This is a genomic window from Ruminococcus sp. XPD3002 (assembly GCA_900119535.1).
Classification (GTDB): domain Bacteria; phylum Bacillota; class Clostridia; order Oscillospirales; family Ruminococcaceae; genus Ruminococcus; species Ruminococcus flavefaciens_H.
The window spans coordinates 79,742-105,682 of sequence record FPJT01000005.1; the positions used below are offsets into that span (position 1 = coordinate 79,742).

General features: G+C 42.5%; 28 protein-coding genes. 6 read left to right on the forward strand and 22 right to left on the reverse strand.

Annotated features, from left to right (window positions below; translation table 11 throughout):
• Position 1 precedes the first annotated feature (1 nt).
• The 7 genes from BT127_RS06015 to BT127_RS06045 all read right to left on the reverse strand — a co-directional run bounded on the left by BT127_RS06015 (position 2) and on the right by BT127_RS06045 (position 6,080).
• Positions 2–1,633 (reverse strand): recombinase family protein, encoded by a 1,632-nt coding sequence (locus BT127_RS06015; RefSeq protein WP_075424124.1) that lies wholly within the window; start codon positions 1,631–1,633, stop codon positions 2–4.
• Between the two features lie 88 nt (positions 1,634–1,721).
• On the reverse strand, positions 1,722–1,901 hold the full coding sequence (locus tag BT127_RS06020; RefSeq protein WP_075424125.1) for a transposon-encoded TnpW family protein: 180 nt from the start codon (positions 1,899–1,901) through the stop codon (positions 1,722–1,724).
• A 267-nt stretch (positions 1,902–2,168) separates the two neighbouring features.
• Positions 2,169–2,663, reverse strand: a complete 495-nt coding sequence (locus BT127_RS06025; RefSeq protein WP_075424126.1) for a methylated-DNA--[protein]-cysteine S-methyltransferase — start codon at positions 2,661–2,663, stop codon at positions 2,169–2,171.
• Between the two features lie 29 nt (positions 2,664–2,692).
• Positions 2,693–3,097: a hypothetical protein gene (locus BT127_RS06030; protein WP_075424127.1), complete on the reverse strand. Its 405-nt coding sequence runs from the start codon at positions 3,095–3,097 to the stop codon at positions 2,693–2,695.
• Between the two features lie 569 nt (positions 3,098–3,666).
• On the reverse strand, positions 3,667–5,289 hold the full coding sequence (locus BT127_RS06035) for a recombinase family protein (RefSeq protein ID WP_075424128.1): 1,623 nt from the start codon (positions 5,287–5,289) through the stop codon (positions 3,667–3,669).
• A gap of 92 nt (positions 5,290–5,381) precedes the next feature.
• Positions 5,382–5,618 carry a hypothetical protein gene (locus tag BT127_RS06040; RefSeq protein WP_075424129.1) on the reverse strand — a complete coding sequence of 79 codons (237 nt, stop codon included), beginning with the start codon at positions 5,616–5,618 and terminating at the stop codon, positions 5,382–5,384.
• A 144-nt stretch (positions 5,619–5,762) separates the two neighbouring features.
• Positions 5,763–6,080: a hypothetical protein gene (locus BT127_RS06045; RefSeq protein ID WP_075424130.1), complete on the reverse strand. Its 318-nt coding sequence runs from the start codon at positions 6,078–6,080 to the stop codon at positions 5,763–5,765.
• A 1,084-nt stretch (positions 6,081–7,164) separates the two neighbouring features.
• Between BT127_RS06045 and BT127_RS17415 the strand changes: the two genes are divergently transcribed.
• From BT127_RS17415 to BT127_RS06065, 3 genes are all read left to right on the forward strand, one after another.
• Positions 7,165–7,815 (forward strand): MobC family plasmid mobilization relaxosome protein, encoded by a 651-nt coding sequence (locus tag BT127_RS17415; RefSeq protein WP_075424132.1) that lies wholly within the window; start codon positions 7,165–7,167, stop codon positions 7,813–7,815.
• A complete protein-coding gene (locus BT127_RS06060; protein WP_175541915.1) occupies positions 7,719–9,143 on the forward strand; it encodes a relaxase/mobilization nuclease domain-containing protein in 1,425 nt (474 codons plus the stop codon). The genes BT127_RS17415 and BT127_RS06060 overlap by 97 nt, the downstream gene beginning before the upstream one ends.
• A 137-nt stretch (positions 9,144–9,280) precedes the next feature.
• Positions 9,281–9,493 carry a hypothetical protein gene (locus BT127_RS06065; RefSeq protein WP_075424134.1) on the forward strand — a complete coding sequence of 71 codons (213 nt, stop codon included), beginning with the start codon at positions 9,281–9,283 and terminating at the stop codon, positions 9,491–9,493.
• Positions 9,494–9,535: 42 nt separating this feature from the next.
• Here BT127_RS06065 and BT127_RS16745 read toward each other — a convergent pair whose 3' ends face one another.
• From BT127_RS16745 to tnpA, 14 genes are all read right to left on the reverse strand, one after another.
• On the reverse strand, positions 9,536–10,513 hold the full coding sequence (locus tag BT127_RS16745; RefSeq protein WP_075424135.1) for a protein-tyrosine phosphatase family protein: 978 nt from the start codon (positions 10,511–10,513) through the stop codon (positions 9,536–9,538).
• Positions 10,514–10,528: 15 nt separating this feature from the next.
• The gene (locus BT127_RS06075; RefSeq protein ID WP_075424136.1) at positions 10,529–11,548 is read right to left on the reverse strand and encodes a DnaA ATPase domain-containing protein; all 1,020 of its coding nucleotides are present in this window, start codon (positions 11,546–11,548) and stop codon (positions 10,529–10,531) included.
• 68 nt (positions 11,549–11,616) lie between these two features.
• Positions 11,617–12,228, reverse strand: coding sequence for a YqiA/YcfP family alpha/beta fold hydrolase (locus BT127_RS06080; RefSeq protein ID WP_075424137.1), 612 nt, complete (start codon positions 12,226–12,228; stop codon positions 11,617–11,619).
• 48 nt (positions 12,229–12,276) lie between these two features.
• Complete coding sequence (locus BT127_RS06085) at positions 12,277–13,302, reverse strand: ADP-ribosylglycohydrolase family protein (RefSeq protein ID WP_075424138.1); 1,026 nt, start codon at positions 13,300–13,302, stop codon at positions 12,277–12,279.
• Positions 13,303–13,334: 32 nt separating this feature from the next.
• A complete protein-coding gene (locus BT127_RS06090) occupies positions 13,335–13,925 on the reverse strand; it encodes an HI_0787 family protein (protein WP_075424139.1) in 591 nt (196 codons plus the stop codon).
• A 256-nt stretch (positions 13,926–14,181) separates the two neighbouring features.
• Entirely contained in the window at positions 14,182–14,691 is a 510-nt protein-coding gene (locus tag BT127_RS06095; protein WP_075424140.1) for a hypothetical protein, read from the reverse strand.
• A 142-nt stretch (positions 14,692–14,833) separates the two neighbouring features.
• Positions 14,834–15,262, reverse strand: a complete 429-nt coding sequence (locus BT127_RS06100) for a hypothetical protein (protein WP_075424141.1) — start codon at positions 15,260–15,262, stop codon at positions 14,834–14,836.
• Between the two features lie 14 nt (positions 15,263–15,276).
• On the reverse strand, positions 15,277–16,143 hold the full coding sequence (locus BT127_RS06105; protein ID WP_075424142.1) for a hypothetical protein: 867 nt from the start codon (positions 16,141–16,143) through the stop codon (positions 15,277–15,279).
• Positions 16,144–16,169: 26 nt separating this feature from the next.
• A complete protein-coding gene (locus tag BT127_RS06110) occupies positions 16,170–17,111 on the reverse strand; it encodes a hypothetical protein (RefSeq protein WP_075424143.1) in 942 nt (313 codons plus the stop codon).
• Positions 17,112–17,362: 251 nt separating this feature from the next.
• A complete protein-coding gene (locus BT127_RS06115) occupies positions 17,363–17,575 on the reverse strand; it encodes a hypothetical protein (protein ID WP_075424144.1) in 213 nt (70 codons plus the stop codon).
• A gap of 40 nt (positions 17,576–17,615) precedes the next feature.
• Positions 17,616–18,884, reverse strand: a complete 1,269-nt coding sequence (locus BT127_RS06120) for a hypothetical protein (RefSeq protein ID WP_075424145.1) — start codon at positions 18,882–18,884, stop codon at positions 17,616–17,618.
• Between the two features lie 242 nt (positions 18,885–19,126).
• Positions 19,127–19,621 (reverse strand): hypothetical protein, encoded by a 495-nt coding sequence (locus BT127_RS06125; protein WP_075424146.1) that lies wholly within the window; start codon positions 19,619–19,621, stop codon positions 19,127–19,129.
• Positions 19,622–19,675: 54 nt separating this feature from the next.
• Positions 19,676–20,734, reverse strand: a complete 1,059-nt coding sequence (locus tag BT127_RS06130; RefSeq protein WP_075424147.1) for a helix-turn-helix transcriptional regulator — start codon at positions 20,732–20,734, stop codon at positions 19,676–19,678.
• Positions 20,735–20,948: 214 nt separating this feature from the next.
• On the reverse strand, positions 20,949–21,416 hold the full coding sequence (gene tnpA, locus BT127_RS06135; protein WP_075424148.1) for an IS200/IS605 family transposase: 468 nt from the start codon (positions 21,414–21,416) through the stop codon (positions 20,949–20,951).
• A gap of 434 nt (positions 21,417–21,850) precedes the next feature.
• On the opposite strand from tnpA, the gene BT127_RS06140 reads away from it, so the two are divergent.
• Positions 21,851–22,540, forward strand: coding sequence for a flavodoxin family protein (locus BT127_RS06140; RefSeq protein ID WP_075424149.1), 690 nt, complete (start codon positions 21,851–21,853; stop codon positions 22,538–22,540).
• Positions 22,541–22,609: 69 nt separating this feature from the next.
• Here BT127_RS06140 and BT127_RS06145 read toward each other — a convergent pair whose 3' ends face one another.
• Positions 22,610–24,973 carry an AAA family ATPase gene (locus BT127_RS06145; RefSeq protein WP_075424150.1) on the reverse strand — a complete coding sequence of 788 codons (2,364 nt, stop codon included), beginning with the start codon at positions 24,971–24,973 and terminating at the stop codon, positions 22,610–22,612.
• Between the two features lie 308 nt (positions 24,974–25,281).
• Here BT127_RS06145 and BT127_RS06150 point away from each other — a divergent pair, with 308 nt between their 5' ends.
• Positions 25,282–25,491: a hypothetical protein gene (locus tag BT127_RS06150; protein ID WP_075424151.1), complete on the forward strand. Its 210-nt coding sequence runs from the start codon at positions 25,282–25,284 to the stop codon at positions 25,489–25,491.
• Between the two features lie 15 nt (positions 25,492–25,506).
• Complete coding sequence (locus tag BT127_RS06155; RefSeq protein WP_075424152.1) at positions 25,507–25,836, forward strand: single-stranded DNA-binding protein; 330 nt, start codon at positions 25,507–25,509, stop codon at positions 25,834–25,836.
• Positions 25,837–25,941: the final 105 nt, after the last annotated feature.

The following is a 25,941-nucleotide window of genomic DNA, read 5'->3' on the forward strand; positions in this document are numbered from 1 at the left end:
GTTACGCAGCCTTTTTCTTTTTGTCGTATTCTTTGCTGTCAGCAATAGCCGTAGCGATAGCAACATCAAAGCGGAAGTGTATCTCAATCTGCTGAGTACGATGCCCATCGCTCTTTTCGGGAGCGTAAACAACTATCTTCTCGATAAGCTCATGCATGATCTCGGGAGTAAGCTCCGTGATATGCTCATACTTCTGCACTACCTTTATAAAGGAGTTCACATCAGCACATTTCTGCTCTGCTGTTTCAATAAAAGCAGTAAGTTCTGATGCTTTCGCTTTCAATTTCTTCTGCTCGTCCTCGTAACCTGCGGACAGTACAGCAAAACGCTCGTCAGAAATCTTTCCTGAAATATTATCCTCATAGAGTCTTGCGAAAAGTCTGTCAAGTTCAGCAATACGCTTTTCAGCCTGATTGAGAGCTTTCTTTGCCTTAAATACATCAGAGGAATGCTTTGACGCAGAGTTGTCCATGGCTGTCTGCACAAACTCAGCTTCATTGTCTTTGACATTATCAAGGAGCTTGTTCAGAGCATTTAAAACCAACTCTTTCAGAACGACAGTCCTGATGTAATGGGCTGAACAGCTATCCTTATCAGCTGAATGCGTGGAGCATTTCAGATGCTCCTGATCTTCACTAAGACTTCTTGAACGGCACAGGTATAGCTTTTTACCGCAGTCAGCACAGTAACATACACCAGAAAACGGATTTACAGCCTCCTGCTTCTGATTTCTTCGCTTATTACTGCGAAGCTCCTGCACTAAATCGAATTCCTGCTGAGTGACGATAGGCTCGTGGGTATTCTCAAAGATGAGCCAGTCCTCTTTCGGATTTTCAATCTTACGCTTGTTCTTGTAGGACTTGCGGCGTGTACGGAAGTTCACCGTATGACCGATGTATTCGGGGTGCTCTAAAATGTCAATGACAGTTTCTGTACACCAGCGGTCAAGCCTTGAATTCTTGTTAGCCGGGTTTCTTCCCTGCGAAATTGCATAAGCTGTGGGATTGGGAATACCTTCCTCTGTCAACTTACGAGCTATCTGAGTCGGACCGTAGCCGCTGATGCAGAGCTTGTATATTTTGCGAACAACCGCTGCAGGCTCATCATCAATGATCCACTTGTGCTTGTCTTCCTCAGATGCTTTGTACCCGTAAATAGGCAGAGAAAGCGGTTTGCCCGACTGTCCCTTTGCCTTGAATACAGCACGAATCTTCTTCGACGTATCCCTGGCGTACCAGTCATTAAAAATGTTCTTGAAAGCCATCAGCTCATTCTCGCTCTTGAGAGTATCCACGTTATCATTGATAGCGATATAACGTACATCATAGTCAGGGAATATGATCTCAATGTACTCACCGGTTTTCAAGTAGTCTCTGCCGAGTCTGCTTAAATCTTTGGTGATAACCGTTCCAACTTTGCCTGCTTCAACATCTGCCATCATAGCCTTGAAGCCGTCACGTTCAAATGTCGTTCCCGAAACTCCGTCATCAACGTAGTAAACGGGATTGCTGAAACCGTTATCCTCCGCATACTTTTTGAGGATAGCCTTCTGATTGGTGATGCTGTTGCTCTCACCCTGTAACATATCGTCCTGCGAAAGACGACAATACAACGCTGTTATCTTGTCTGTCATTTTAACCTTCCTTTCCGACAGATAAAGCGAGCTATGTTATCATTATAGCGCAATATACTGTCAATGACAATGCGCTGAAATGACGATTTTACACAGCCTGCTTCTCAGGTTCTTGTCCGGATTCACCGAGCATTTCTTCACACTCACGGTCTATCAGCCTTTGCAGGATATCCGTAAGGCGTTCCTTTGAAGCAGGGTTGAATACTAACTTCACGACGTAAGTTGTTCGTCCAATTTTGCACTCGGACACGTTGTTGTCTTTGTTCATAGCGATCTTTCCTTTGCTTTTATCTCTCTACGCATTGGTGAGGGCATCGCTTTCTTTCTCTTACCCTCTACGCAGCCGCAAGGTCGGTATGTCATCCTTTCAGCCGACCGAGTATTTTGCGACTATGAATATTATAGCGCGCAATGAAGCCCATTGTCCAGCCGCATTGCGCAAGAACTTTGGAATGATTTTCGGTTTTCCCCAGTATACTTTGCACTGGAAAAATGAAAAAAGCACCAAGTATAACCCTTGATGCTTGAATAGTATTTATAATGCTTTTTCCAGTTTCAGCAATTCTATTTTTCTATCAAGATCGCCTGCGTATCCGGTCAGACTTCCGTCCGCACCGACTACTCTGTGACACGGGATAATGATCGAGACAGGATTATGCCCCACAGCACCGCCGACTGCCTGGGCGGACATACGCTCCACACCATTCTGCTCTGCTATGATATTGGCGATCTCGCCATAGGTCATTATCTGTTCATAAGGTATCGTGAGCAGTATATCATAGACTGCCTTACGGAACGGCGTTGTGTTCAAGTATATAGACGGTGTGAAGTCGGGAATGTTGCCGCTGAAATATATGTCGAGCCAGTTGCAGGTTCGAGTGAATATCGGCAGCTCTGCTACGGTGCTTTCAGATATGAGCTTATGGGGAAAGTATTTCTGTCCGTCGAACCATAAGCCTGTGAGTGATTCGCCGTTGCCGGCGAGGGTAATAATACCGAGCGGAGAAGTATAATGATATGTGTAAACCATATTCTTATGAAATCCTTAGTTCTATCTTATCATACATTATAACTGCATTTTTCAGGAAGAATGCCATTCAATTGATACTCATGAAAAATAATCCTGCAAAGACTAATAGCTATATAATCAAAGCTTTGAAGCATTTTCCATGTATTCTTACTGTTTTCGATCTGTATTTGTCCTTGTGCTATCATTTCAAAAATATCAATGCTTTTAGGAATACGTTTTACAATGAGTTTCTTTCTGCCGTTTGGCATTTTCTTTATCTTCTCATGTATCTCAGCTTCAATTAAACAAGACTTGTTGATAGTAATAGTGCCATCATAGATCCTATCCGAATTTCTGAATTGTTCTTCGTTAAGATTATACGACGAATAAGAATAAATAATCATATTCTCATCTTCGAGTTCTCTTTTGCAAGAACCTCCGTATCCTAAGCTCATAGACTCACTCCTTGTTAAGACAGTTGTACATGATAATAGCTTTATTATATAGCACTGCCTTGAAAAAGTCAACCAAAAGAGTGAAAACGTTAGTACATCTATGCAATGGCATTTCAAAAATAGCAAGCACGGCATCCCTGCACTACAAATTTTAAATTTGAATGCTGGATACATAGCTTGACAGGGGTTCTACCCCTATGACCCCGACCGATAATAGATGAAGATCTGATGCAAAATTATTGACCACAAGTGAGCAAGAATACCGAGCCTGATGGCTCGGATCCAGAGAAGCCCCAAAGGGGCATAATCAATCCCAGCAAGCTCGGTATCTCCGCATTACAAATTTTCAGATTTGAATGCTCCGATACTCAGCTTGCCAGAGGGTTCCACCCCTGTGCCCCCGTCCGAAAAAGATAAAGATCTGATGCAAAATCATTGACTAAAAGTGAGTAAAAACCTGTACCTGACGGCTTGGATAATGACAAGCCCCACAGATATAAAAATCAACCTCAGCAAGCACGGTAACTATCCCAAATGGATAAAAATGATTTTTAATGTATGCCCTGACATTATGTCAGGGCAAGTCTGTTTTTGTTGGTAAGCGGTTTGTCTATTAGCTTGTAATAGACGTGTATCACACGAGGACGGTCTTTGTGACCTTTGTTGTTCTCATCAACTGTTGCATACTCGATCAGGTCAAGGCACATCTCACGGGTAAGTTCCGTCGCTCCTGCGTAGCGTTTCAGACGGCTGATAAACTCTGCAACATCTTCCTCGTCCTGTCTTTCGGATTCGGAACGGGCTGTCATTTCATCGTACTCGGCTTTCAGCGTTTTCTTCTCTGCCTGATACTTGTCAAGCATATCAAACGCCATATCAGGTTCGATCCTGCCTGCGACCTTATCCTCATACACGCTCTGAATGAGCTTGTCAAGCTCTGCAAGGCGGCTGCCGACAGTCTTCATACGCTTGGTATCGGAAATGTTCTGAACGTCAATAAACGCTCTTTTTCGTCTGAGGAATTCTGCTGTTGCAGTCTTTTCGTCGTTGGCAAGCTCACACATTTCCCGAATATCCACAAGAATGATCCCCTCAATAAGCTCCCGATTGATGTAATGCGTGGAGCAATAGTTTTTGCCGAAGCGGTTGTGGTATCCGCAGATATATCCGCCGCCCCCTGTGCTTGCTTTCCGCATTTTCCAGCCGCAGCCGTCACAGAAAAGCAAACCCGACAAAGGACTAAGTTCTCCCTTTTTGTCACGCTTTCCTCTGCTGACAGACTTTTCGATTTCACGAACCTTATCCCAAAGTTCCTTTGAAATGATAGGCTCATGGTTGTTTTCAATTACCGCCCATTCAGATTCATCACGGTCAATGCGCTTGTGATTCTTATAGCTCACGGTCGTTGTGCGGAGCTGAGCGAGCGTTCCGAGATAGATCGGATTTTTCAGGATGTTTTCGAGATTCCTGCTGCTCCACAGATGTGAGTTGTTGTAAGGATTCGGTTTGCCGATACGCTTGTAATAGTAGTCGAACGGTGTCAGCACACCTTCTTCATTCAGCATAGTTGCGATCTGTAAAGGCTTGACTCCCGATGCTCTCATTTCAAAGATTCGGCGGACGATACCTGCGGCATACGGATCAATAATTGGAGTACGCATTTCATCATCGCTCTTAACATAACCGTATGGGCAATAAGGAATCATCATCTTGCCTGCCTTTGCGTTTGATGCGATAACAGCACGCACTTTCTTGGAAGTGTTTGCGGCGTGCCATTCATTGAATACATTTCGGATAGGCATCATATCCATATCGGCACTGTCAGAGTTGAGCGTATCAATGCCGTCATTCAGTGCGATGAAACGGATATTGTACATCGGAAAAATATAGTCCGTGTACTGACCTACCTGAATGTAATTGCGTCCGAAACGGGACAGGTCTTTGCAGATGATAAGATTGATCCTGCCGTTCTTGGCATCGTCAAGCAATCTCTGGACACCCGGTCTCTCGAAACTTGTTCCGCTGATACCGTCATCGACGTACTCATCATAGATCGTCCAGCCCTGTTCACGGACATAGTTTGTGAGAATTCTTCTCTGGTTTTCTATGGAAAGGGATTCGCCTGCACGCTCGTCATCTTTTGAGAGTCTCAGGTATATCCCCACGATATAATCAGTCTGCTTTGCTAACATTACTACTCCTTTCCTCCAAAGCAGCCTAATTCAACATTGCTATAAGTATAGCGCGCAATGCCGAAAAAAGCAAGTACCTTTCGGAAATTTTTTCAGGTCGTCTGAGGTCTGCGGTGCAGAGCCATTACCTCGGAAAACGCTCTTTCAAAAGCGTTGCGGTAAAGCACTTCATTGAGGTCTTTATCTCCGCAGTAGTGACGCACAACGACACACCTCTGTTTACCGATCAGGTACTCGTGCGTTTCGGTCTTGCAGTCCTTGAACTTTTCGTTCAGTTCAAAAGCCAGTCCTGCCTTATCTCTTTCTACGGCAGTGTCATTTTTATTCATAGCTGTATCTCCTTAGCTTCTCTTTGTCTACGCTTTAAGGCGAGGGGATCGCTTTCTCTATCTGCCCCTCTTTGTATTGTGTGTTTATAGCTGTGCGGAACGGCAAGTGCCGTCCCATATCACAGCCATGTTTTTGTATCGGAATCATGTTTCCGAATAGTGGTTAGACTTCTTGTCAAAGAATGAAGTCTGACCGTCCATCTCATCACTGTCCTGAGCTGTATCTGTATCGCTCTCAGCAGTGCTGTCTTGTTTCAGCTTCGCAAGCTGTTCAGGGTGCTTAGTGATAAGCTCAAAAAGTCCCTGCTCATCACAGCCGAGTGTGTCCCTGATCTTTGCGAGCTGGATAGCGTTCAGCTTTGCATTGATCTTCTCGATCTCAGCCTTGTCGCTCTCGATACGGTCAAGCACCGCCTGACGCTTGCTCAGGAGCCTCTTGGTCTGCTGCTCATAGGTAAGCATACCGCCACCTCCTTCCTTTCTATTCTCTCCTTGTTTTGTTTGTGCGGTATCCCCACAATTAAATTATAGCGCGCAATACAGCCGATTGTCCAGCCGCAATTGCGCATGAACTTTCGGGCGAATATGACTGCCAGCCAGTATAATTTCACCGGGCATTTTTTGCATCTGAATTTCTCCCTCTATATATCAACCGTGAATTTTGAAAAAGTGGGAAAGATTTTGAAAAAATAATTGCTCCCAAATCCGAAATTCTACTTTATGCATAAATGACGATAAACATTTCTGTTGACTATGCCGACAACATGACCGCCGACAAGAGCGTATCATGAGCAAAGATACTATATTGCAGACCTTGACGAGCAGACTGTCAGCGGAAAGGATAGCAGCTCTCTGAACCATCAATGCTATTGTCATAATAAATGATTTTCCGCTGTTGAATTTATGTGAATGGAAGAATCACCATGAACAAATTGTAAATTCTCAGAAAAATCATTACCACATTCCCAAATTTTGCGGTTGATATATAGAGGGCATTGTTGATGAGACAATCATATTCTCCTACATATCATTACCAATAAAATCTGCTCATCGTTAAGTGCTGCAGAGATATTCTCTGTAATGCACAAACAGACCGCCTCTAATTCAGCGAAAGTTTTCGCAGGCTATGCTTAACGATTCTACGATAATTTTGGTAATAAACTATTGAGAGATATTTTCATCAAACTGCCGCCCAGACTGCGCAATAACTGCGCCGATGTATTTTACAATAATATTGTCGGTAAGAATGAGGGCATCACGGCGGAGCGTGAGCGATATGACCGCCGAATGGATCGATGGCATAAAAAATAGAGAAAGTCGCACAGCTCCGATTTCCTGCATAACGCAGGAAAAGTCGGCAAAGAAACCGACAGGGACAGCGGCGTGAAATGCCGCTGAGAAAATAGCAAGCACGGTGTATTGTGCCGCGTTTTGGAAAACACGAACAAATCCACGATGCTTGTTGGGGACGTTTCCCCAAGCCCCTCTGAATTGCTGACGCAAATAAAAAGACCGCAGATGCGTTCAGGAACGAAAGGAAGGTTTTATGACAAAAGCCGAAAAGAATTACAAGCGTGACTACGGTCACAAGGACAGCGAGGAGCTTGCTCTCAACTATACCCGTGACGGTATGAAAGAGGAGCTTGACAAGGCTCTTTCCGAGGTCAGTTCCGATGATTTATCTGAGGACGAAAAGGAGTATCTGGAAGGACGGCATCAGTGCAGAGATCACACGCTGAATATTCGCTTCAATGATACTGAATGGGAGCGTATATGCAGGCAAGCAGACGCACTCCATGTGAAGAAGTCCAGCTATGTCCGTGAATGTACGAAAGCTCATTATGTTCTGATGTTTGATAAGGACGAGATGAACGAGCTGATGAAACAGATTCGGGGCATCGCTGCGAACATCAATCAGGTCGCATACAGAGCGAACAGTACGGGCAACATTTACGGTAATGATATTGCTGATTTGAAAGCGAGGTTAGATGATATTTGGCAATCACTACAATACATCCGGTCAGGCGTACAGTTAGCGCAGCTATCCGATACATCATTGACGGCGATAAGACCGGAGATCATTCACTTGTCCAGTCTTTTATGTGCGAGGGAAAACCTGAACGAGCAGCCGAGCAATTCCGGGAGGTCAGACAGCGTGTCGGAACTGGACGAAGCACCACCCTTGCACAGCACCTGATCCAGAGCTTTCTGCCCGGTGAAGTTACTCCCGAACAGGCTATGATGATAGGCGAAGAATTATGTCACCGCCTGCTTGGTGAGCAGTACCAGTTTGTGATAGCTACACACATAGATCATTCTCATATTCACAACCACATCGTTTTCAATAATACAAACATGATCTCAGGTTATACTTTTGAGACTGAACATAATCAGGGAAAGAAGTCTGAAAGGGCGTGGGCAGAGATACAAAAGCTGTCCGATGATATATGCCGTGAGAACGGTCTGTCTGTCATTGAACAGCCGAAAAGCAAGGGCGTTTCTCACTATGAATATGAAGCGAGAAAGTCGGGCATTTCATGGAAAGAGCATCTGCGTCAGATACTCCAAGCGATCATTGTGCAGAGTACCAGCCTTGATGATTTTTTCAGCCGATGCACCGAACATAATATTGAGTATGTTTACAAGCCCGAAAACAAGGTGAAACTGAAATACCGTCCGCAGGGCAAGGAGCGTTTTGTAAGAGCAGATACACTTGGAGAAGAATATACTCCCGAAGCTATAACAGAGAGCATCATGCGTATGCAGAATGCTCTTGCTGTCGCACAGCGATTTACAATGAACAAAGCAGACGAAGCCTCAGCTATTACAGCCGAGCCGAAGTCTGCCAATTCAGCAGTTATTACCACAGATGATTTTATCGTCAGCGGAGCGGAAAACAGTATCACCGCCCCTGAAACAGATGCACCTGAAAAAGAAGAAAAAGCTGACGGCTGGGCAAGCATCAGAGGTATGCGTATCTGTGATGATATTATTGCTGACATGGAGAGTTTTGGCATTCATTCGCTTGCGGAGTACAACGCTCTCAGCGTTACGGGCTGGACCAAGCGCGAAGAACTCGGTAAAAAACTCGGCAAGCTGAAATCAAAGATACTTGCCATTGATGAGCTTATCGCAAAGATCAACCACCTGAAAGAGCTGTCTGATACATACAAGGAGTATAAGGGGCTGACAGGATTCAAACAGAGCCGTTTCAGGAAGAAAAATGCTGCCGCTATTGATGACTATGAGCAGACAAACAGCTACATCTGGGAGCATATCGTGCCTTACAAGCAGGACGATAAAGCTCCGACAGTGAAGCAACTCACCGACCGCAGTAATGACATGAAGCTGAGATTTAACGCAATGGCTCAGGAGTATAACCATTTGCTTGAAGTAGAAGCGGTTATGGGCAAATACAGCCGTGAGATCAGGAGACACATCACACAGCAGCAGAACCGCCGTGCCGCCCAGCAGAGCCGAGAACGCAGGCAGGGCAGGAACAGACGCAATTCAGAGCTTGAATGATATAGCGCAATACACCGGGGATTTTCCTCTTTTTACTGCGCCCTTCACAAGAATTATTACAATTCCCCTGATAGGCTGGACTCCTGCTTTATTATGGTATATACTGTATCTACAATAATGTTTTGGAGGAAACAGCTATGTTGAAAACACCTGAATTGGCAATGCCCAAAAGTCAGACGGTCATTACCGTATGCAACGGCAGGCATGAGGTCTGGACAGACTACGAAGAAGCTAAGGCATATTTCCTTGAAATGATGATGTCTACGGACGGCGAGGAACGTGACCGAGCAGAGTGCGTATACATTCAGCTACTTCATGGACTGGATGAGTGTTCGGATGAAGATGAATAAAAAAATCAGGGTATTGCAATTCGGCAATGCCCTGATTTCTGTTTATGACTGAATATTAGTAATTATCACAGGAACTGCATCAATCATCTTTCTTTTGCTGTCCCATGATAGCTTTCCGAAAAAAGAAAGCGAACGAATTGGCTTTACGCCAAATGTATGGTTGGATGTATACACTGTTCTTTTGCAAACCATGTTTCCTGATGAGGAACGATACTTATTGAACCATATTTCAACAGGTATTACTTCGCATCCATACTTGAAATATGTGCATACAGCATATGCATCCCAGAAGTAATATCTATCAAGTACACATACAGGTTTTGTTACTGTAAATGAAGCGTATACAGGCTGTTTTTTGTTCAACAGAGCGTTTATAATCTCCTCGGCAGTATGGTACAGCATACTGCGCTCCGACAATGCTTTCTCAAGCTCACACTTAAGGTCAACAGCTGAATCTCCATTCTCATGCGAATAGCCGTCAAGGAGCGTTTCTGGCAATTGCAATTTAGCTATGTGTGTCCTTATAGTTTCTGCATCAGCAGCGTAATAGTATCGGTTATCGTGATAATGCTTATACTTTTCGAGTGCATCAAATAGTTTATGATATACCACCTGATTCGGGTAATACTTGTAATCAGCGAATATGTCAATTCCCCGGCGGTAAAAATGCTCCAGTATCGCCGCTGCACACCCCGCACTTCTGCTTTGACCGTATTCGCATTGACAGATGATATTCTTACCGTCACGGAATGCTTTGTTGATATACTCTGCAAGATCCGGCACTTCGGGGAAGAAGCTATCGTAGGTATATCCCTTTTCCGGCAGATAGTCGAGGTCAAGATCGTCCACCTCGCAATAGAACACATCGGCGCGGGCGCTGCTGTAATCGACACGGGAATAGTCTTTGTCGATATGCTTCAGTTCCGGGTCACAAAAGCTGATGACAGCAGTGTTCTCCGGAAAAGAGCCGTCCGCAATGATTTGTTCGATCGCTTCTCTGGAATAGACAGATACAGTCATAAGCACCTCCTCACATCAATCAAAACGCCAGTGCAGCCTGCGTACACTGCGACGGCTTCTTTGATAGCCTTCACAGAATTTATTGAACTCCTCCTCAAATTCGTCTATCGTTATCTCAATTCTATCATATCCAGCGTGATGCAGCATAGGTATGGACAGCACACCGTTGCCGCAAAATCCACCTAGATACGGTATCATATCGTATGAAGAGATCGTATAGATGAGTGCGTGCATAAACAGAATACAAGTATTCCATTCACATGATTTCAGACCGACCGGCGTTTTGCAATGCAGCAATGTATCCATACGGTTCAGGTAGCATACGATTTTGAGATCCTCACGGTCAGCATCGAACAATCCGATATACCGGCTGAAATACGCCCAGACTTCTTTGTAATACGCCTTGAATGCATCAATATCGAAATCTGCATCATGCATTAAATTCCAGCAAAACTGCTCTGATTTGTGCAGTAAATCTTTTCGCTGATTGATGCGCTCTGCGTTGGATTCAAACTGTGCATGGATGTACGCCCGTGTAATGACTGCAAAATCTCCCCAGAACTCACGAATGACCAGCCTATCCTGAATTCCATATCCTGCTTCCTTCTGAGAAGAAGTCATCATGAAACGCTTGCCGGATTCGCAGAACGCATTGAAAAGAAGAAGCAGCTCGTCCTGTGTTTTCTCTTTTCCTGCAAGTTCCTGTATATCATCTACCAGAAGCACATCTGCTTGCAAGTACTTCTCACGGAACTGCTCTGTTGTACCGCCATTACTGATAGTACTTGTAAGAGTGGATACCATATCAGCCGTTGTGGTGAGAATGACTTTGAGATCAGGTGAATTCTGCTCGATTGCATTTTTAACAGCATAGAGCAGATGTGTCTTGCCGGTTGCTGTACCGCCGAATATTGCTAAGGGCTCAGAATCCGCATTTTCGGCAAACTGCTTTGCTTTCTCAAATGCTGTGCGGTTTGCATCGGTAACTGCAAAGCTGTCGAATGTGTATTTGCTGCCATTTTTGTTATCGGACATAGTTCGACCTCCGATCAGTTGTTCTTTAACGTGTTAACAGGATGACCTGTGCCATAACCGCTATACTCTTATAATATATCAGGCGGTATGCTCAGAGCGTCATCTCTCAATGGAAGCGTATTCGTGTAATAATCGAGCATTTCTGAGAAATATGCTTTTAGCGGAAGTGTAGCGCCTGAATGCTTTCCGCCTTCGATTCTGCGAAAGCGTGAATTGCCAAGCAGCTTCTCTGTAAATGCGTGATCGCCGAGTACCTCATCATCATCTCCAACAATGCAGCTCACGTTGGAAGAGTCTATCTTTGCCAGTTCACCAAAAAGCTTCACAAGCGGACGAGTTTTAAATTTAGACAGTATATCCAGAAGAAATGGTGTCAGGCACGGATTGACAAGCATTGCCGGCAGGTCATGACGTGCAGACAGCACAGCCGCATAGAATCCCCCCAGACTTGTGCCAACGATCATATCCGCTTTGTACTGCACACGTAGCATATTAAGCGTACCAATAATGTTGCTTGGCTCCTCACTGTCATAATCAATAGATGGTGAAATGATGTTTTCATATCCAATCTCATGCAGTGCTGTGTAAGCACTGTTTTTCGGACTGCCATGATAGCCGTGGACATTGAGGATCGTATAGCCTTTGCAATCAGGATTTGGGAAATGATCATATACTCGCATAGCAAACCTCCGTTCTTTGCAGAGCACACATATGGTATTGGTGGTTTATCAGCTTTTATCACATAGATGATCAGCTACCTTAACAATCAGATCGTGCAGCTCCAAACGCTCCTTGTATTTCTGCGGGATAGCATTGTAGCCTATATATGCTCCGAGGATGTTTCCACAGACTGCTCCGGTGGAATCACTGTCGCCATTATGATTCACAGCAGTTCTCAGCGCCATATCAAAATCGTTCTCGTACCTCAAAGCGCAGTAAACAGCGATTGCAAGCGTTTCCTCGGCTACCCAGCCTTCACCGAGCTGATGTATGGCTGAAAGGTTGTCCTGTCCTGTTTCCGCAAGCTGAACAGCTTTCTGCATGATAGCAGTAAATTCGGATATATGTTCTGCTTTTGGGAACAGCTTTTCCATCGCTGCGATAGAATCGTTTATGGCAGCTTTGAGCGGTATATCGCTTTCTGTTACTGCTCTGACGATATGCGCCAATGCAGCGGCAGGAATAAAGCCAAGATCGTGACCGTGCGTTAGTGCTGCTGCTTCTGCTGCAAGCATATCGGAGTATTCGTATGAAATATCAGTATCGGTGAAATACAGTCCAATCGGTGCAACACGCATAACACCGCCGCAGCCTTTGCTGTCGTTGATCGGAACTTCGACTGTTCCGTTTGCACCTGCTTTGATCTCTGTCATACAGGTCGTTCCGGGACATCTTCTATGGTACAATTCCGGCACACGCATAAGACGTGAGCAATGCTTTTCGTCCTGCACTGGGCATACTTCGCTCTGTGTCTGATACCAGCACTTGTACATTTCCCTGATGCTGCTTATGTAATCGGGAATGTTACTTTTGCTGCCGGCAAGCAGCATACCTTCCGCCGAAAACAGCGTCATCTGTGTATCATCCGATATCTCGGCGACATCATCGTCCAATATCAAATCGTATTCGGTGATGCCATCTTTGCCATACTCAGAGAAGATCTCATCCTCTCTTTTGAATTCCACTGCATATCCCAGAGCATCTCCGGCTGCCCCGCCTATGAGGCAGCCACGGAATTTGTCGATATTTCGCATTTGAACCTCCTGAAACAGACAGCTTTTATACGTTACTTCGCATCCTTGTCGATATTGTTTATGAACTTGTCAACGTAGAAACCTTCCTGCTTGTCGTCAACTGTCTCTAAATAAACGCCTATTTTTCCACAGAATCGAGCATAAGCATCTATGTACTTCCTGTAATCTTTGTCATCTTTATATGAGAAATGCTCCTCTAAGTAGTCTGCATTAACCCTGTCGTATATCGGGAACATATTAGGATTACAGTGATGACAGTATTTCGATGCAAAAGAAAGCAAAAAACGTCCTCTTGTTTTTGCTGCCTTGGCTAAATCTATAACAAGTGCAGCAGCAACATCTTTGTCTGTTGTTTTTATTCTTGATTGAAAGCTCTCGCTGACTATAAAATCCGCAAGCTCGCCACCCTCATCTGGAGCTGACGACTTACCGAATGAGAGATGAGTAGAATACTTTGAGTTGATAGTTATTATCTGTTGCAATGCAGTCTCATGGTCAACATTGACCTTGAAGTTATCCTGAAACTCCAATTCGCCCTTGAACCATGGAAACGCCTTTTCGTTATTGCGAAGATCCTTTTTGAACTGCTCGTAACCTTTGTTGTTAACTTCGTAATTTAACATAATCTATACCTCCTGAAAAGTAATAGAATTTGAATTAGACTATCTGCATATAAGATGCCAGCCTGAAACCGAACTTCCGCTGACAGATAAAGTTTTTATTACAGTTCTCACAGCCGAATTATTTTTTCATTGGAAGTCAGAAACATTGAACCCTGACCTAAACCAATAAAGAAAGATAATAACGGACAACGATAACCTTGAACATGAACATAGTCATATTCAAAAGGAGGCGTGAGAACCGCAAACGGAAAGAACATCAGATATCTATATCAAATTCGACAGTGCTGTTGACCAGATCAAGTGCTGTCTGAGCTTTTGCCAATGTTTCGGCAATATCTGTATAATACCTGCCAACTTCTTCGATGTCGTAATTTGCGTACTTATAGTCGATGATATTACCGCCGCCGGAATAACCGGAATTGACACGCACTTTCGGCATTGCGTCTCTCATTTTAGAGAGGGTAGCACATTCCGCATTAAGCTGAGGAAGATATACAAGCATCTCGTCGATCGTAATATTAAAATCCGGGATAATCGTTGTTGTGTTGAACACGTTTATTGCGTGTTTTACTTTGCGGATCTTACACGCAACCTCTGCCTGAGCATCACGCATTTCCTTGAAATTGTACGCAGGACGTACAGATTCGACATCCTCCTGAATTGCGGCTACGAAGCTGCTGGAGTTTGCCTCTTTGAGCTGCAATGCTCTCAGTTCGTCGTTGAGCTGACGCAACAGCTTTGCTGCCTGTGATGATGTTACTCGCATATGTTTTCCTCCTTAAAATTCGTATGGGAATACTTTACTTTGTGATTATAGCAAACTGAACGTGACAAAACCCTCCATGTGAGCAGTTTAGTTTCTTATCCCTCCTCTGAGCATATCAACCTGTTAACCGCCGTATATTTCTTTAACGGTTCCCTAAAAAGAGCTCTACGTCCTCGTCCTCCCATGGTTTCCAGAGTGCTTCTGAATAATTCTCAGTCAGGAATTCGGCTGCTTCTTTCTCGGAGCATCCCAATTCTTTGGCAGCGACCTTGAGCATCGAAGAATACGCATAGTCGCCGTATCTTGCCCTGAGATACCCATCTGAACCAATCTCGCACGACTCGGCTCTTTCGGCACGCCTCACTTTGAGCTGCATTATCTGCTGCCGCATCAGTTTACAATTCTCTTCGTCTTTTGCCTTCTTAGCAGCTTCTTCAGCAGCTTTCTGTCGTGCAGCCCGATCCTTTTCCTGTGTTTCTATGCACTTTCTTTGCCATGCCTCGTCTCTTTTTTTCTCTTCTTCCTTATAATGCTGCCATGAAACCTTGATAGAATCAAAAAAACCTGCCATACCAATTCCTCCTATCAGCGGTTACCTAAAAGCTGTTCGAGTTCTTTATCTTCCCATGATCTCCATATGTCCTCTGAGTAGCTTCCTGACAGATAAGTATTTGCATTATCTTTGGTGATCCCTAATTGCTTGATCACCATATCTAGCATCGTCTGATAAGCGTGCTCGCCGTATCGGGCTATGAGGTACTCAGCCGAACCGATCTCAGAAGAGCGAACTTTTTCGGCTCTGTCCATCAATTCCCTATCAGCATCTTTTACAGACTTTTGCTCAGCCTTGATCTTCGATATGAAATCTATCAGCGTTCTGCATTTCGGCTCGTACTCTGCCCTTTGTTTCTCCTCCAGGCTCAATAACGCCTCGACCTCCGCACATTCGTATCTTTTCCAGTTTGGATCGTCCGGAGAATAATCTTCTGCAATGAGCTCTTCTATTTTATGGATATTGTATCCGCCACCGCGTGTGAGCCTGTATTGGTTATGCTTATACGCATCGATACCGTATCTTGCCTCGAGATAATCACGTGAGCCAACATAAGATGATCTGACTTTTTCAGCCCTATAAACTATCCCCTCAGGAGTACGCTCAGAGGCTCTTATCTTTTCTTCTGTTGCCTTTAGCTGTTCCTCCAGTATCGCTATTCCACGGTTTTGAACACTTGGCTGACTGTACCTTGCTCTACGTTCTTCCGCTCTGCGTGTCCTTTCCTCTCTATCACGCTCAGCAGCTCTGCGGCGTTCTTCTGCTTCACGCTGCTTTGCGGCACGCTGTTCCTCTTCCCTCAGCATTTTTCTCTGAGCCTCTGCGAATATCTCGGCTTCTCTTTTGAGCCTGTCTCTCTCGTTAGGAGAAAGAATTCCACTCGGATTATCCCAAGCCATAGTTAGTCCTCCTTATCTATGAGCTCTTATGCAGCTTCCCACGCCAGTTCTTGTATCCTCCAGACAAGTTCTTCTCCAATCTCTTCGACTTCCCGACAGCGTTTAGGAAGTTCCATCGTAAATTGTTTTCCCGTTTCCATGCAATCAACAATGATCTGTAAAGTGTCTTCCTGAGGCTCGAATTTTAATCTGATCTGTCTGTTGTGAAGTACAAGAATTCGCTCTTTGAAAACTACGCCTTTCAAACTGTGAAACCAGCCAAACGGAAAACGCTCGATCAGCAGACCGTCATTTGTACGGTTGCTGACCAGATAATCTCTGATCAGCTCGTGCTCCCATTCGGAATCGGCAGTGCTGAACTCTAAGATCTCCGGTTCAGAAGCCATATCCTGAAGGAGTCTGATGATCTCTTTCGGCTCCTCTTCTTCCTGAGGCACAACGGTCGAGCAACGTCTGTCGGTCTTGCAACAGAAAAGATCAGCGTCTATGTATCCTTCCCACATAGCATTGGTAGAAAAGTGAACTTCTATCTCTCTGCTGTGAAGCTTGATGGTCACTCTTTCCTCGCCTGTTTCTTTCCAGTGATCCTTCTCCCAATAAGCGTCGTAACACAGACGGTATTTCTCTGTCAGTATCCTTCTGAGCTGCTGATACTCTTCTTCGGGATCTGCTGTTTTTATAACGTAAGAATTACTTTTATCTGCCTCCCACGCAAGCCAATACAGCATTCTTATTATTTCCTCAGTGTTTTTTGCTAACCTGCCATAATAACCGTTCAGACTTCTGAGCACCTCCGGACAATACAGTTGTACTTTCACAAAGAAACCGCAGTCAATAAAAGCAATCTCGATGTTTCTGTAGTTGCACTCGTACCAATGTGCTTCTGTTCCGTCAATCTGGAACTTGGCATACGCATCAAAGAACATCTGACAAGCCTCTATCCACTGCATTCTCTCAATATACTCCATATGCTACCTCCTGACAATAAGAAAGGATTTCTGTTTACGGTTCTATCATAGCATATAAAAATTGAAATTCCGAAGATGTGGGCGGCTCAGAAGAAAATTCTCCCTTTTGCACAAATCAGCACTGCTGAAAATGTGCAGTATGCTAATTGCTTTACTGTGCTTTCCTTTTGTAACTATATTATAACACATTCGATGTACCAAAAAGCGGCGGTATCTATGATATGTATATCACAACATATTAAACGAGTTGATTACCTCAACGCTCCCCACTTCTCATGTGCAGAGCATCCGCCGTTTGCCTGCTTGGTTTGCTGGAAACAGCCTGACTTCCGGTTCATGCATTTGCCTGTAGCCATCGGGCTGCTGACCTCAAGTCTTGAGCCGAAATGATCGCAGATCTTCCGCTCACCTGACCAGCAGGAACAGGTGGCACAATACTTTGAATCGCAAGTGTACTGATACATAAACATTCCTCCTGAATCTATCGTTGTCCAACATTGCTTATTATTCTGTGGGAATATCCTCTGTTAGCAGTGCAATCCTGTTCGGATACAGAAACCGATAAAGCTCGCTTAGGATCTCATCATACAGTTCGCCGATCTTGACAGTTCGCTCATATGATAGTTTTTTCTTGGATGGACATTTGACAGTCAGATGTATCAAATTACTGTCTTGCTCCAAAACAGCATCTGCTGAATACTTTTCTCCCAATTCAGGAATATCCTTATTCCAGCAATGAAAGCTGCAGCTTGAAGTACATCCCTGACGAGCTTTATCAAGAATATCGGTGATCTGTTCTTTGATCTTCTCAAACATAGGATCAAATGTCTTCTCCTGATAAAGCGCATGAGCCTCCTGCGGAAATAATTCTATAAATAGATCAACAGCGAATATTTCCTCAAAGAATCGGCTATCTGGAACCTGTCTGCAGAAAGTCTGATTCGAGTCTATGTTGTGAATCATCACCCGAACTTCGCAAAGCTCTGATGAAACTGCAACAACTGATGCCGCATAGTTTCCTGCATCCGTGCGAAAACGGAAACTGTATATTCCGATATCGCTTTTGAATGCACTTCCTATCGCTTCACAGAACCTTGCTTTCACCTGAGTAAACTCGGATGCACTGTATTTATCTTGTGGATAAAATTTGTTGTCGGCTTCTCTTTCTCTGATTTGTAGTTTTTCCTGATTGTCGCAGAATTTACAATAGAGATTCCAAACTAAATCAGGAGAATTCGTGTCTTCGCTCAGCAAAAAAGCAGTATCCGTACCTAAAAAGTGAACATAAAAGTGTACGCTTGAAAAATCATCCGAAAATTCGGTGATTAGGAGCACTATTTCGCCTGTTTCGTCCATAGGATTATAATGATCCTCGAAGGTTTCAGGGTAGCAGCAAGTGAAAAAACTACGTTTTTGTTTGATTGAATTTGAAATAATGTTGCTGTTAGGCTCCAAACGGCTGTACCAATTCTCAGCATATTCTGAGATGGTAAGTCCGTTTTGATTGGAGCAGTCAAAAAAATCAGAAATCCTTTTGTCAGCGTCGTCCCATTCTTCACTTGAAGCGATTGCAGCTATGAAATACGTATTATCTTCTGTATTATAAATGAATACATTGGCAGAAGAATTAGAGAGAGACATTGCAACGATGTATTTCCTGTTCTCAACAAAACATTTACAGCAGACCAGTCTGTTTTCAGAAGTATCAGCCCTGTCAAAAAGAGCATCGAGCATTTCTTCAACCGAAATGAGTTGAGACATATTCTTTTCCATATAAGTACCTCCTGTTGAAAAAAGCGCTTTTCTTTATGCTGCCATTATAGCACACAAAGAATCTTAATTCCGAAGATGTGGGCGACTCAAAAGAAAATTCTCCCTTTTGTACAAAAAAGTATCATCTAAAATATGCAGTATGCCATTTGCTGTACTGTGCTTTCCTTTTGTGATTATATTATATCATTACCTATGTACCAAAAACGCCCTAAGTTAAAAGGGCGTTTTGTATTGATCTATAATTATATTTTTCCTTCTTGAAGCTTATAGCAAATGAACTCTTCGTAGCCTTTCATTTGATAAAACAGTTTGTCCATTGCCTCATATATCTCTTTCTCGTTATATTCCTTGATATTGGCATCATATATGCACAGCCTGAAATAATTATCGCCGGAATTCTCAGTATCCATTTTGGGCATCATCTTAAAATTGTTCCATAGTTTTTCGCAGATCTTCTTAGTCTCATCAGAAATATTGGTATAGCTGAATGTAAGCATGAGATTTAATATCGTCTGGTTGCACTCGATCTCATATGCGTAATGATCAGGACGTTTCCATCCACTTAACTTTCCTTCAATATTATCAGGGATCAATGATGTCATTTTATCAGTTTTATAACGAACGAATTTACCGCCGCAAAATGTTTCATCGAATATGATCTCCCCATTTTCGGCTTTATTTCTTGCCCATTCTTTAATGACATCTTTCACCATTTCTTCTGTTATTGATTTGCTCATAATATTTCCTCCTTGTTATTACACCACATTAAAATGTGTTAATAATATCCTTTATTACTGCTCATATCTTTCAAGAGCATTTCTCAGAGTTTCGACGATCTTCTCACGCAGGCCTTGCGGAGACAGCACCTCAACCGCATCCGCAAACTGAATTGCCCAGTGCAGCATTGAGCTTTCGCTTGCATAAACATGAACCTTCATCATTTCGTCAGGCAGTTTCTCAATGCGGAGATCTGTGCCGAAGCTGTCAGCAACATCATTCATCATATACTGCTTGCATTGGAATGCTATATGTACCGGTTCTCCGCTCCAGAGATTCGGGTGCGCCTTGATATATTCCGAGAGCCGGATACCGGTTTCAAAGCCTTTCAGCATACGCAAAGATTTAGAAGGTGTGTCAAGCACCTGACAATCCTTGATGCGGTCGATCCGGAAATGCGTCAGATCATCATACGGCGGAAGATTGCATATCAGATAGGAATGACCATTCTGAGAGATCACCTGATAGGGATTGACGGTATACTGTTTCTTTTTTCCGCTGCTGTCGAGTCTGAAATGCAGTTTTCCGTCAAGTCCGCATTCGCAGTAATGGAAGGATATCTGTCTGCCGTCTGCTATGGCGCTGCCGATATTTTCAAGCGTCATCAAGATTTCCCTATTCAGAACTTTTCCGTAAATATCCATGTCGATCTTGGATATTTCAGAATGGAGATATTTGCTCGACAATCCTTCCAGGCGGTGGATCAGACTCAAACGGTCTTTTTTCGAGAGTCCGTCTGTCAGCAGAACGCTGTCGATGAGCAGCCGCAGTTCGCCGTTCATAAACTTGTGAACGTAATACCAGTCGGTCAGTATTGTTTCTTCGCCGTTTTTGCTGTTTCGGATGATAGCATCTTCTTCAAAGTCGCTGCCACGATATTTGATCGGAAATCCATACTCCATCAGCTTGGAAAGGTTGCGCCGGACCGTTTTTCGATCAACTTTCATTCCGTATTCAGATTCCATCAAGTTTTGTATCTGATGCTGTGAAAGCCTGTGGTCTTCGTCGGTGTGCTTTCTCAGGATATCCAGAATATCGAGTATGATCATTTTCTTGGGTTGCATATCGGTCATGATTATCCACCTCATATGTACTATAATTGTATACATTATACATCATTATGGAAGAAAAAGCAAGCATTTTGAAAAATCATAACCACCACTGAAGTGGTGGTTTGCACAGCCCCTAAAAGGGGCGAATACAGGCTCACCCACTAAAGTGGGCACTGAAGGTTTGACATTGCATTACTATCTCGAGCAGCCGCTTCAAGCGGCTGTTTCTTTTTGCTTACTTATTCTTACTACCCGTAAACGGGTCAATGTACTCTTTGAATGTTAGCTGATCTGCCATGCAATCTTCTTCTGTTTGATTCTTTATGTATTCTCGTATAACTTTTTCGTTACGCCCTACTGTATCCACATAATATCCTCTGCACCAGAAATGTCGGCTTCCATATTTGTACTTCAAATTTGCGTGTCTGTCGAATATCATTAGTGTACTTTTCCCCTTGAGATATCCCATGAATTGTGCTATACTTAAATACGGCGGAATGCTTACCAGCATATGTATATGATCTGTCATTGCTGTTGCCTCTATTATTTCTACTCCTTTTTGTTCGCACAGCTTTCTGAGTATCTGCCCTATATCTGCCTTCAACTGTCCATATATAGCTTTTCTTCTGTATTTCGGCGCAAACACTATGTGATACTGACATCTGTATGTGAAGTGGGTTGTATGCTTTATTTCATTTTTCATTGTTAATAACCTCCTTGTATCTCAGATAGTAATGCGGTCGCCAAACCTTTACTATTCTACCATACTTGGAGGTTATTTTTAAGCTTTTACTAAAGCTTTTTTATTCCCCCAGTAGAACTGGGGGTTTAGTTACGCTAAAGCGCCAAAGATAGCCATATCATGAGAATTCTCGTGATATGGCTCATCAATGTTGATATTAGGCTGTTTCGGACTTTTATCCATTTAGGAAAGCTACAACGGCAACTCGTTCCCACAAGAATCGTGAAAACGCCTTGCATTGCTTGCTGAGGGTCACGCCCCCAAGCCCCCGATTCTGAACAAGAAAGATTAATGGAATTATCCACTCTACGGAGCGTGGATTGACGTGACTTCCGCACGGGTTTATAATAAAAATATCAGCAGAAAAACTGAGAAGTGGAAGGAGAAAGATCACTATGAAAATACTTGTTCTGAATGGCAGTCCCAAGCGTGAGAGAAGCGACACGATGCACATAACACGGGCGTTCCTTGACGGCATGAAAGAAGCTGCTCCGCAGGAAGTCCACATCGTTGATATTATCGACAAGCATATCGAATATTGCACAGGCTGTTTCACTTGTAAGCGTAACGGCGGAAAGTGTATCCATAATGACGATATGAAAGAGCTTCTCGACGAAGCTTTGGAGAGCGATCTTTTGCTGTTCAGCTACCCGCTTTACTGCTACGGAATGCCTGCGTCTTTGAAGGCTTTTGCTGACCGCACGATGCCGCTTTCAAGTATGGCGATGAAGAAGCAGGGCGACAGGTATGTTCACGTCGGACAGGCGGATTTTTCGCACCTTAGATACATGATGATAAGCGGCTGCGGATTTCCGAACAGCAAGCAGAATTTCGAGCCTTCAGTCATGCAGTTTAAGCTGATGTTCCCGAACAACCATACTATCATTACCGTCCCCGAAAGTCCGATGTTCAATGCTCACGAAGCGGCAGAGGTAACTGTGCCGAGACTGGAGCTTGTGAAGCAGGCCGGAAAGCAGTATGCTGAGACAGGCGAGATAGATGAAAAATTGCTTGCAGAGATATGCTCGCCGATGATACCGGAAGATGTGTATGCGGCGATATGTAATGGGGAGATAAAGGTATGATATAAAGAGAAATTGGCAGTTATTCGATTATGAGAGCACTTAACCCTTTTATAATATCAAAACATATAATTATTTTGTAGTTTCACAAAATCCTTTTATTTCTGAACACCATTTCTGAATATTTTGTTTTACATCTTTTTTCCCTGTTAAATGAGCTAAGACGTGTTGAGCATTCAACAAATACAGAAAGCATAGAACCTCTTGTGCTGTTCTTTGACGTTCATCTTCATCTAGGAAGGTCATATAATCCATGTTTTCTAACCCTAGGGTTCTTTCTTCCATGTGACTATCACCATTAAGAACAAGCCTATACATCAGATTTTTAAAATATTCGATATAATCTGTGTCACCAATTTGCTTTAAAATTGCTTCGTCATATGATATATTTGCAATTCCTTTTTTGAACATGAACGTCGAAAAGGCTTCTAAAACACGTCTCATGGAATTTCCTACAGTTAAATCTAAACCAACGGTATCACCACAAGCATAGTCATAAACTATTTTTAATAATTCGGAATATTCATTTCTATTCTTAATGCTAAATTGAATGATATTTTTATCCTTGAGTTCTTTGCAAGAATACGCCGTTTTCTTCTGTCCATTACTCTCATTCCTGTATTCTTCACATACTTCATCGCCGATTTTTTGCAAATCATACATGCATTGTATGTCGTGTGTTAATATCATAACTTGACTTTCTTCGTTTGATTTTATAATATCTGCAATTTTTGCTTTAAGCAAAGACATAATGCCGACTTTGTTCTCAAAATCAAAGCTTGACACGGGATCGTCTATAAAAAGAATTATTCTTTTTGCATAACCATCCTTAGCTTCCTGATTGATTAGCAATTCTGTAAAGAAATAGCAAAGAGCAATAATATTTCTTTCACCAACCGAAACATTAGACGGTTTTACAGATTTTCCATGTGCGTAAAGCACATATTTTTCAGATTCAACTTTGATTTCCAATCTATTTTTTGAGAAAAAAACATATCTTAAGCTTTTGTTAATTAGGTTTACAGCGATATTTATGTTCTTCTTTCTCGAACGTAATACATTTAGTTGATCATTGTAATCTTTTATCCTATCTTCTGACTCCTTAAGTGCGTTATTAGCTTCCTTTTGATTTTCTAAGGCTTCCTTCCAAAGGTCAATCAAATTAGCTACTTCATAGTGAGCGATTGCTTTATTGTCATTTGTAAGATCTATCTTTAAAGAAGTAATTCTTTTAGCGGCATTATTATATGCATCAACTTCTTCTTGCAGTTGTTTTCGTGCTATTTCATAGCGTTCGAGTTTTTCTATTAAGTCACAAGAAAAATCAAGGATAGGGGTATATGGATGATGTATCTTTTTCAGCACTATCTCACGAATTTTGAATATTTCATGATTTATTTCCTCAATTAGTTTCTGACACTCTCTGTGTTTTTTTGAATTCAAAATATCATAATCTGATAAATCTACTGTTATCTCTGAAATAATACATTGCTTAAGTTTGTTCTCATGTATATCAATCTCTTTTGATAAGACTTTTTCAATGCTTTTAATCAAGCTTTGTTTTTCTTCTCTCAAAATATCACGGAAACAAAAGGGACATTTAGTAGTTTTTTCTTTAGAAAAAACGATTCTCATTTCATTTATCTGATCCATTTTACCGTCATCAATAAGCTGGATTAAGTATTGTTCTCGTTCATTTAGAGTTGGACTTTCAACCTTTTGAGCTAAAAGAGCCAATAATTCATTTTCATCATAATTAACATTGAGTTTTACAGTATCATGTAACTTGGCAGCAGCGTTTTTTCTAACTTGATTTAATAGTTCAAGCTTTTCGTCATAATCTTTCCTCAGTTGCGATAATGATCCGCTTGGATTTAGTGAGATTATTGTATCAATTACACCATCTGTAACACTAGCTTTACGCTTACCATCATTAATCCATTTTTCTCTCTCAGCCCAGTGACCATCTTCAGATAAATCTAAGTTGATTTTAAATTTGAAATACGAAGGAGATTTTGGGCTGTTTCTATCTGTGAATATAACAACTTGTTCTTCTCGTTCATCTTTTCTTTTGGTTTCGGCTTCCAGCTTTAATTCTAAATCTAAAATCTTATCTTCCAGATCACCTAATTCTCCAAGTAAAACAATAGTATTTAATCCATCACTGCGTATTTTTACATGAGAGTTTATATAATCTTCATTAAAGACACGAACCAATTGTGTATCTGAGAAAACACTACCGTCTTCCGTATATAATGTTGCTTGAATTATATCATCTGCATCTTTTCCTATTGCCTTAAGAACTGCTTTAGATAATGTGCTTTTTCCAGAACCATTTTTTCCGTATAATATTGATAATCTTTCTCCACTTTTGAATAATTCCAGTTGCTTTTCTTCATCAAAAAAGCCACCAGTAAACTTAATATCTTTTAACATATAAATCACTCCTACATACCAAACATATTTGCTTTATATTGTCCCAATTGATTTTTGTAGTTCTTTGGAGAAAAAATATTTATATCATTATGAATGGCGGCTATCATTGAAAAATGAAAGTAAGTTATTTTCTATATTATACCCTATATCCGTCAAAAAGTCAATCAAATAACAGCGCAATGCACTGGGGAAAATCCACATTTTGCTGCGCATTTCACAAGAATTATTACAATCATTTCAATTTGCTGGACTCCGGTAGTTTTATCGGATATAATGGAGTCACAATAAAACTTCTGGAGGTAACAGCTATGTTGAAAACACCTGAATTGGCAATGCCGAGATCAAACAAAGTCACTACCGTATGCAACAGTAAGCGTGAGGTCTGGAATGACTACGAACAAGCTAAGGCATACTTCCTTGAACTTATGATGTCCACCGATGGAGATGAACACGACCGAGCAGAATGCGTATACATTCAGCTTATTCATGGTCTGGATGAGTGTTCGGACGAAGACTGAAAGGAGTAGTAGACTATGCTGAACAAAATAATGATGACAGGACGTATCACCACCGATCTGACCGTTGTAACTGAGGATAATTACAGCTTCTGCAAATTCAGTATCGCTGTTGACCAGCCGAAACGAATTGGCATTGATACCGTTGAGACTGACACGTTTACCTGCATTGCCTTTGATGATAATGCTAAGTCTGTGAATTTCCTTTACTCAAAAGGCGTGCAGATAACATTTGTCGGCTCGCTCAGGAAGGCTCCCGATAATACCGTAGTTATCATCGTTGAGGAACTGCACTTCCAGAATAGGTTTGCTGTTAAAGTGGACGTTGATTCAGGTCAGCTTTTCTGATAAAGCAATCGATCCATTTATATATATGTGAAATAACAAGGCTCTCAGAGTATTCTGGGAGCCTTAATTACGTTTATGAAGCTCTCTACATGATCGTAGGGAGCC

Coding starts and splice junctions, on each gene's coding strand:
- BT127_RS06015 (WP_075424124.1), bottom strand. CDS start 1,633: ATGACAGACAAGATAACAGCGTTGTATTGTCGTCTTTCGCAGGACGAT.
- BT127_RS06020 (WP_075424125.1), bottom strand. CDS start 1,901: ATGAACAAAGACAACAACGTGTCCGAGTGCAAAATTGGACGAACAACT.
- BT127_RS06025 (WP_075424126.1), bottom strand. CDS start 2,663: ATGGTTTACACATATCATTATACTTCTCCGCTCGGTATTATTACCCTC.
- BT127_RS06030 (WP_075424127.1), bottom strand. CDS start 3,097: ATGAGCTTAGGATACGGAGGTTCTTGCAAAAGAGAACTCGAAGATGAG.
- BT127_RS06035 (WP_075424128.1), bottom strand. CDS start 5,289: ATGTTAGCAAAGCAGACTGATTATATCGTGGGGATATACCTGAGACTC.
- BT127_RS06040 (WP_075424129.1), bottom strand. CDS start 5,618: ATGAATAAAAATGACACTGCCGTAGAAAGAGATAAGGCAGGACTGGCT.
- BT127_RS06045 (WP_075424130.1), bottom strand. CDS start 6,080: ATGCTTACCTATGAGCAGCAGACCAAGAGGCTCCTGAGCAAGCGTCAG.
- BT127_RS17415 (WP_075424132.1), top strand. CDS start 7,165: ATGACAAAAGCCGAAAAGAATTACAAGCGTGACTACGGTCACAAGGAC.
- BT127_RS06060 (WP_175541915.1), top strand. CDS start 7,719: ATGTGCGAGGGAAAACCTGAACGAGCAGCCGAGCAATTCCGGGAGGTC.
- BT127_RS06065 (WP_075424134.1), top strand. CDS start 9,281: ATGTTGAAAACACCTGAATTGGCAATGCCCAAAAGTCAGACGGTCATT.
- BT127_RS16745 (WP_075424135.1), bottom strand. CDS start 10,513: ATGACTGTATCTGTCTATTCCAGAGAAGCGATCGAACAAATCATTGCG.
- BT127_RS06075 (WP_075424136.1), bottom strand. CDS start 11,548: ATGTCCGATAACAAAAATGGCAGCAAATACACATTCGACAGCTTTGCA.
- BT127_RS06080 (WP_075424137.1), bottom strand. CDS start 12,228: ATGCGAGTATATGATCATTTCCCAAATCCTGATTGCAAAGGCTATACG.
- BT127_RS06085 (WP_075424138.1), bottom strand. CDS start 13,302: ATGCGAAATATCGACAAATTCCGTGGCTGCCTCATAGGCGGGGCAGCC.
- BT127_RS06090 (WP_075424139.1), bottom strand. CDS start 13,925: ATGTTAAATTACGAAGTTAACAACAAAGGTTACGAGCAGTTCAAAAAG.
- BT127_RS06095 (WP_075424140.1), bottom strand. CDS start 14,691: ATGCGAGTAACATCATCACAGGCAGCAAAGCTGTTGCGTCAGCTCAAC.
- BT127_RS06100 (WP_075424141.1), bottom strand. CDS start 15,262: ATGGCAGGTTTTTTTGATTCTATCAAGGTTTCATGGCAGCATTATAAG.
- BT127_RS06105 (WP_075424142.1), bottom strand. CDS start 16,143: ATGGCTTGGGATAATCCGAGTGGAATTCTTTCTCCTAACGAGAGAGAC.
- BT127_RS06110 (WP_075424143.1), bottom strand. CDS start 17,111: ATGGAGTATATTGAGAGAATGCAGTGGATAGAGGCTTGTCAGATGTTC.
- BT127_RS06115 (WP_075424144.1), bottom strand. CDS start 17,575: ATGTATCAGTACACTTGCGATTCAAAGTATTGTGCCACCTGTTCCTGC.
- BT127_RS06120 (WP_075424145.1), bottom strand. CDS start 18,884: ATGGAAAAGAATATGTCTCAACTCATTTCGGTTGAAGAAATGCTCGAT.
- BT127_RS06125 (WP_075424146.1), bottom strand. CDS start 19,621: ATGAGCAAATCAATAACAGAAGAAATGGTGAAAGATGTCATTAAAGAA.
- BT127_RS06130 (WP_075424147.1), bottom strand. CDS start 20,734: ATGACCGATATGCAACCCAAGAAAATGATCATACTCGATATTCTGGAT.
- tnpA (WP_075424148.1), bottom strand. CDS start 21,416: ATGAAAAATGAAATAAAGCATACAACCCACTTCACATACAGATGTCAG.
- BT127_RS06140 (WP_075424149.1), top strand. CDS start 21,851: ATGAAAATACTTGTTCTGAATGGCAGTCCCAAGCGTGAGAGAAGCGAC.
- BT127_RS06145 (WP_075424150.1), bottom strand. CDS start 24,973: ATGTTAAAAGATATTAAGTTTACTGGTGGCTTTTTTGATGAAGAAAAG.
- BT127_RS06150 (WP_075424151.1), top strand. CDS start 25,282: ATGTTGAAAACACCTGAATTGGCAATGCCGAGATCAAACAAAGTCACT.
- BT127_RS06155 (WP_075424152.1), top strand. CDS start 25,507: ATGCTGAACAAAATAATGATGACAGGACGTATCACCACCGATCTGACC.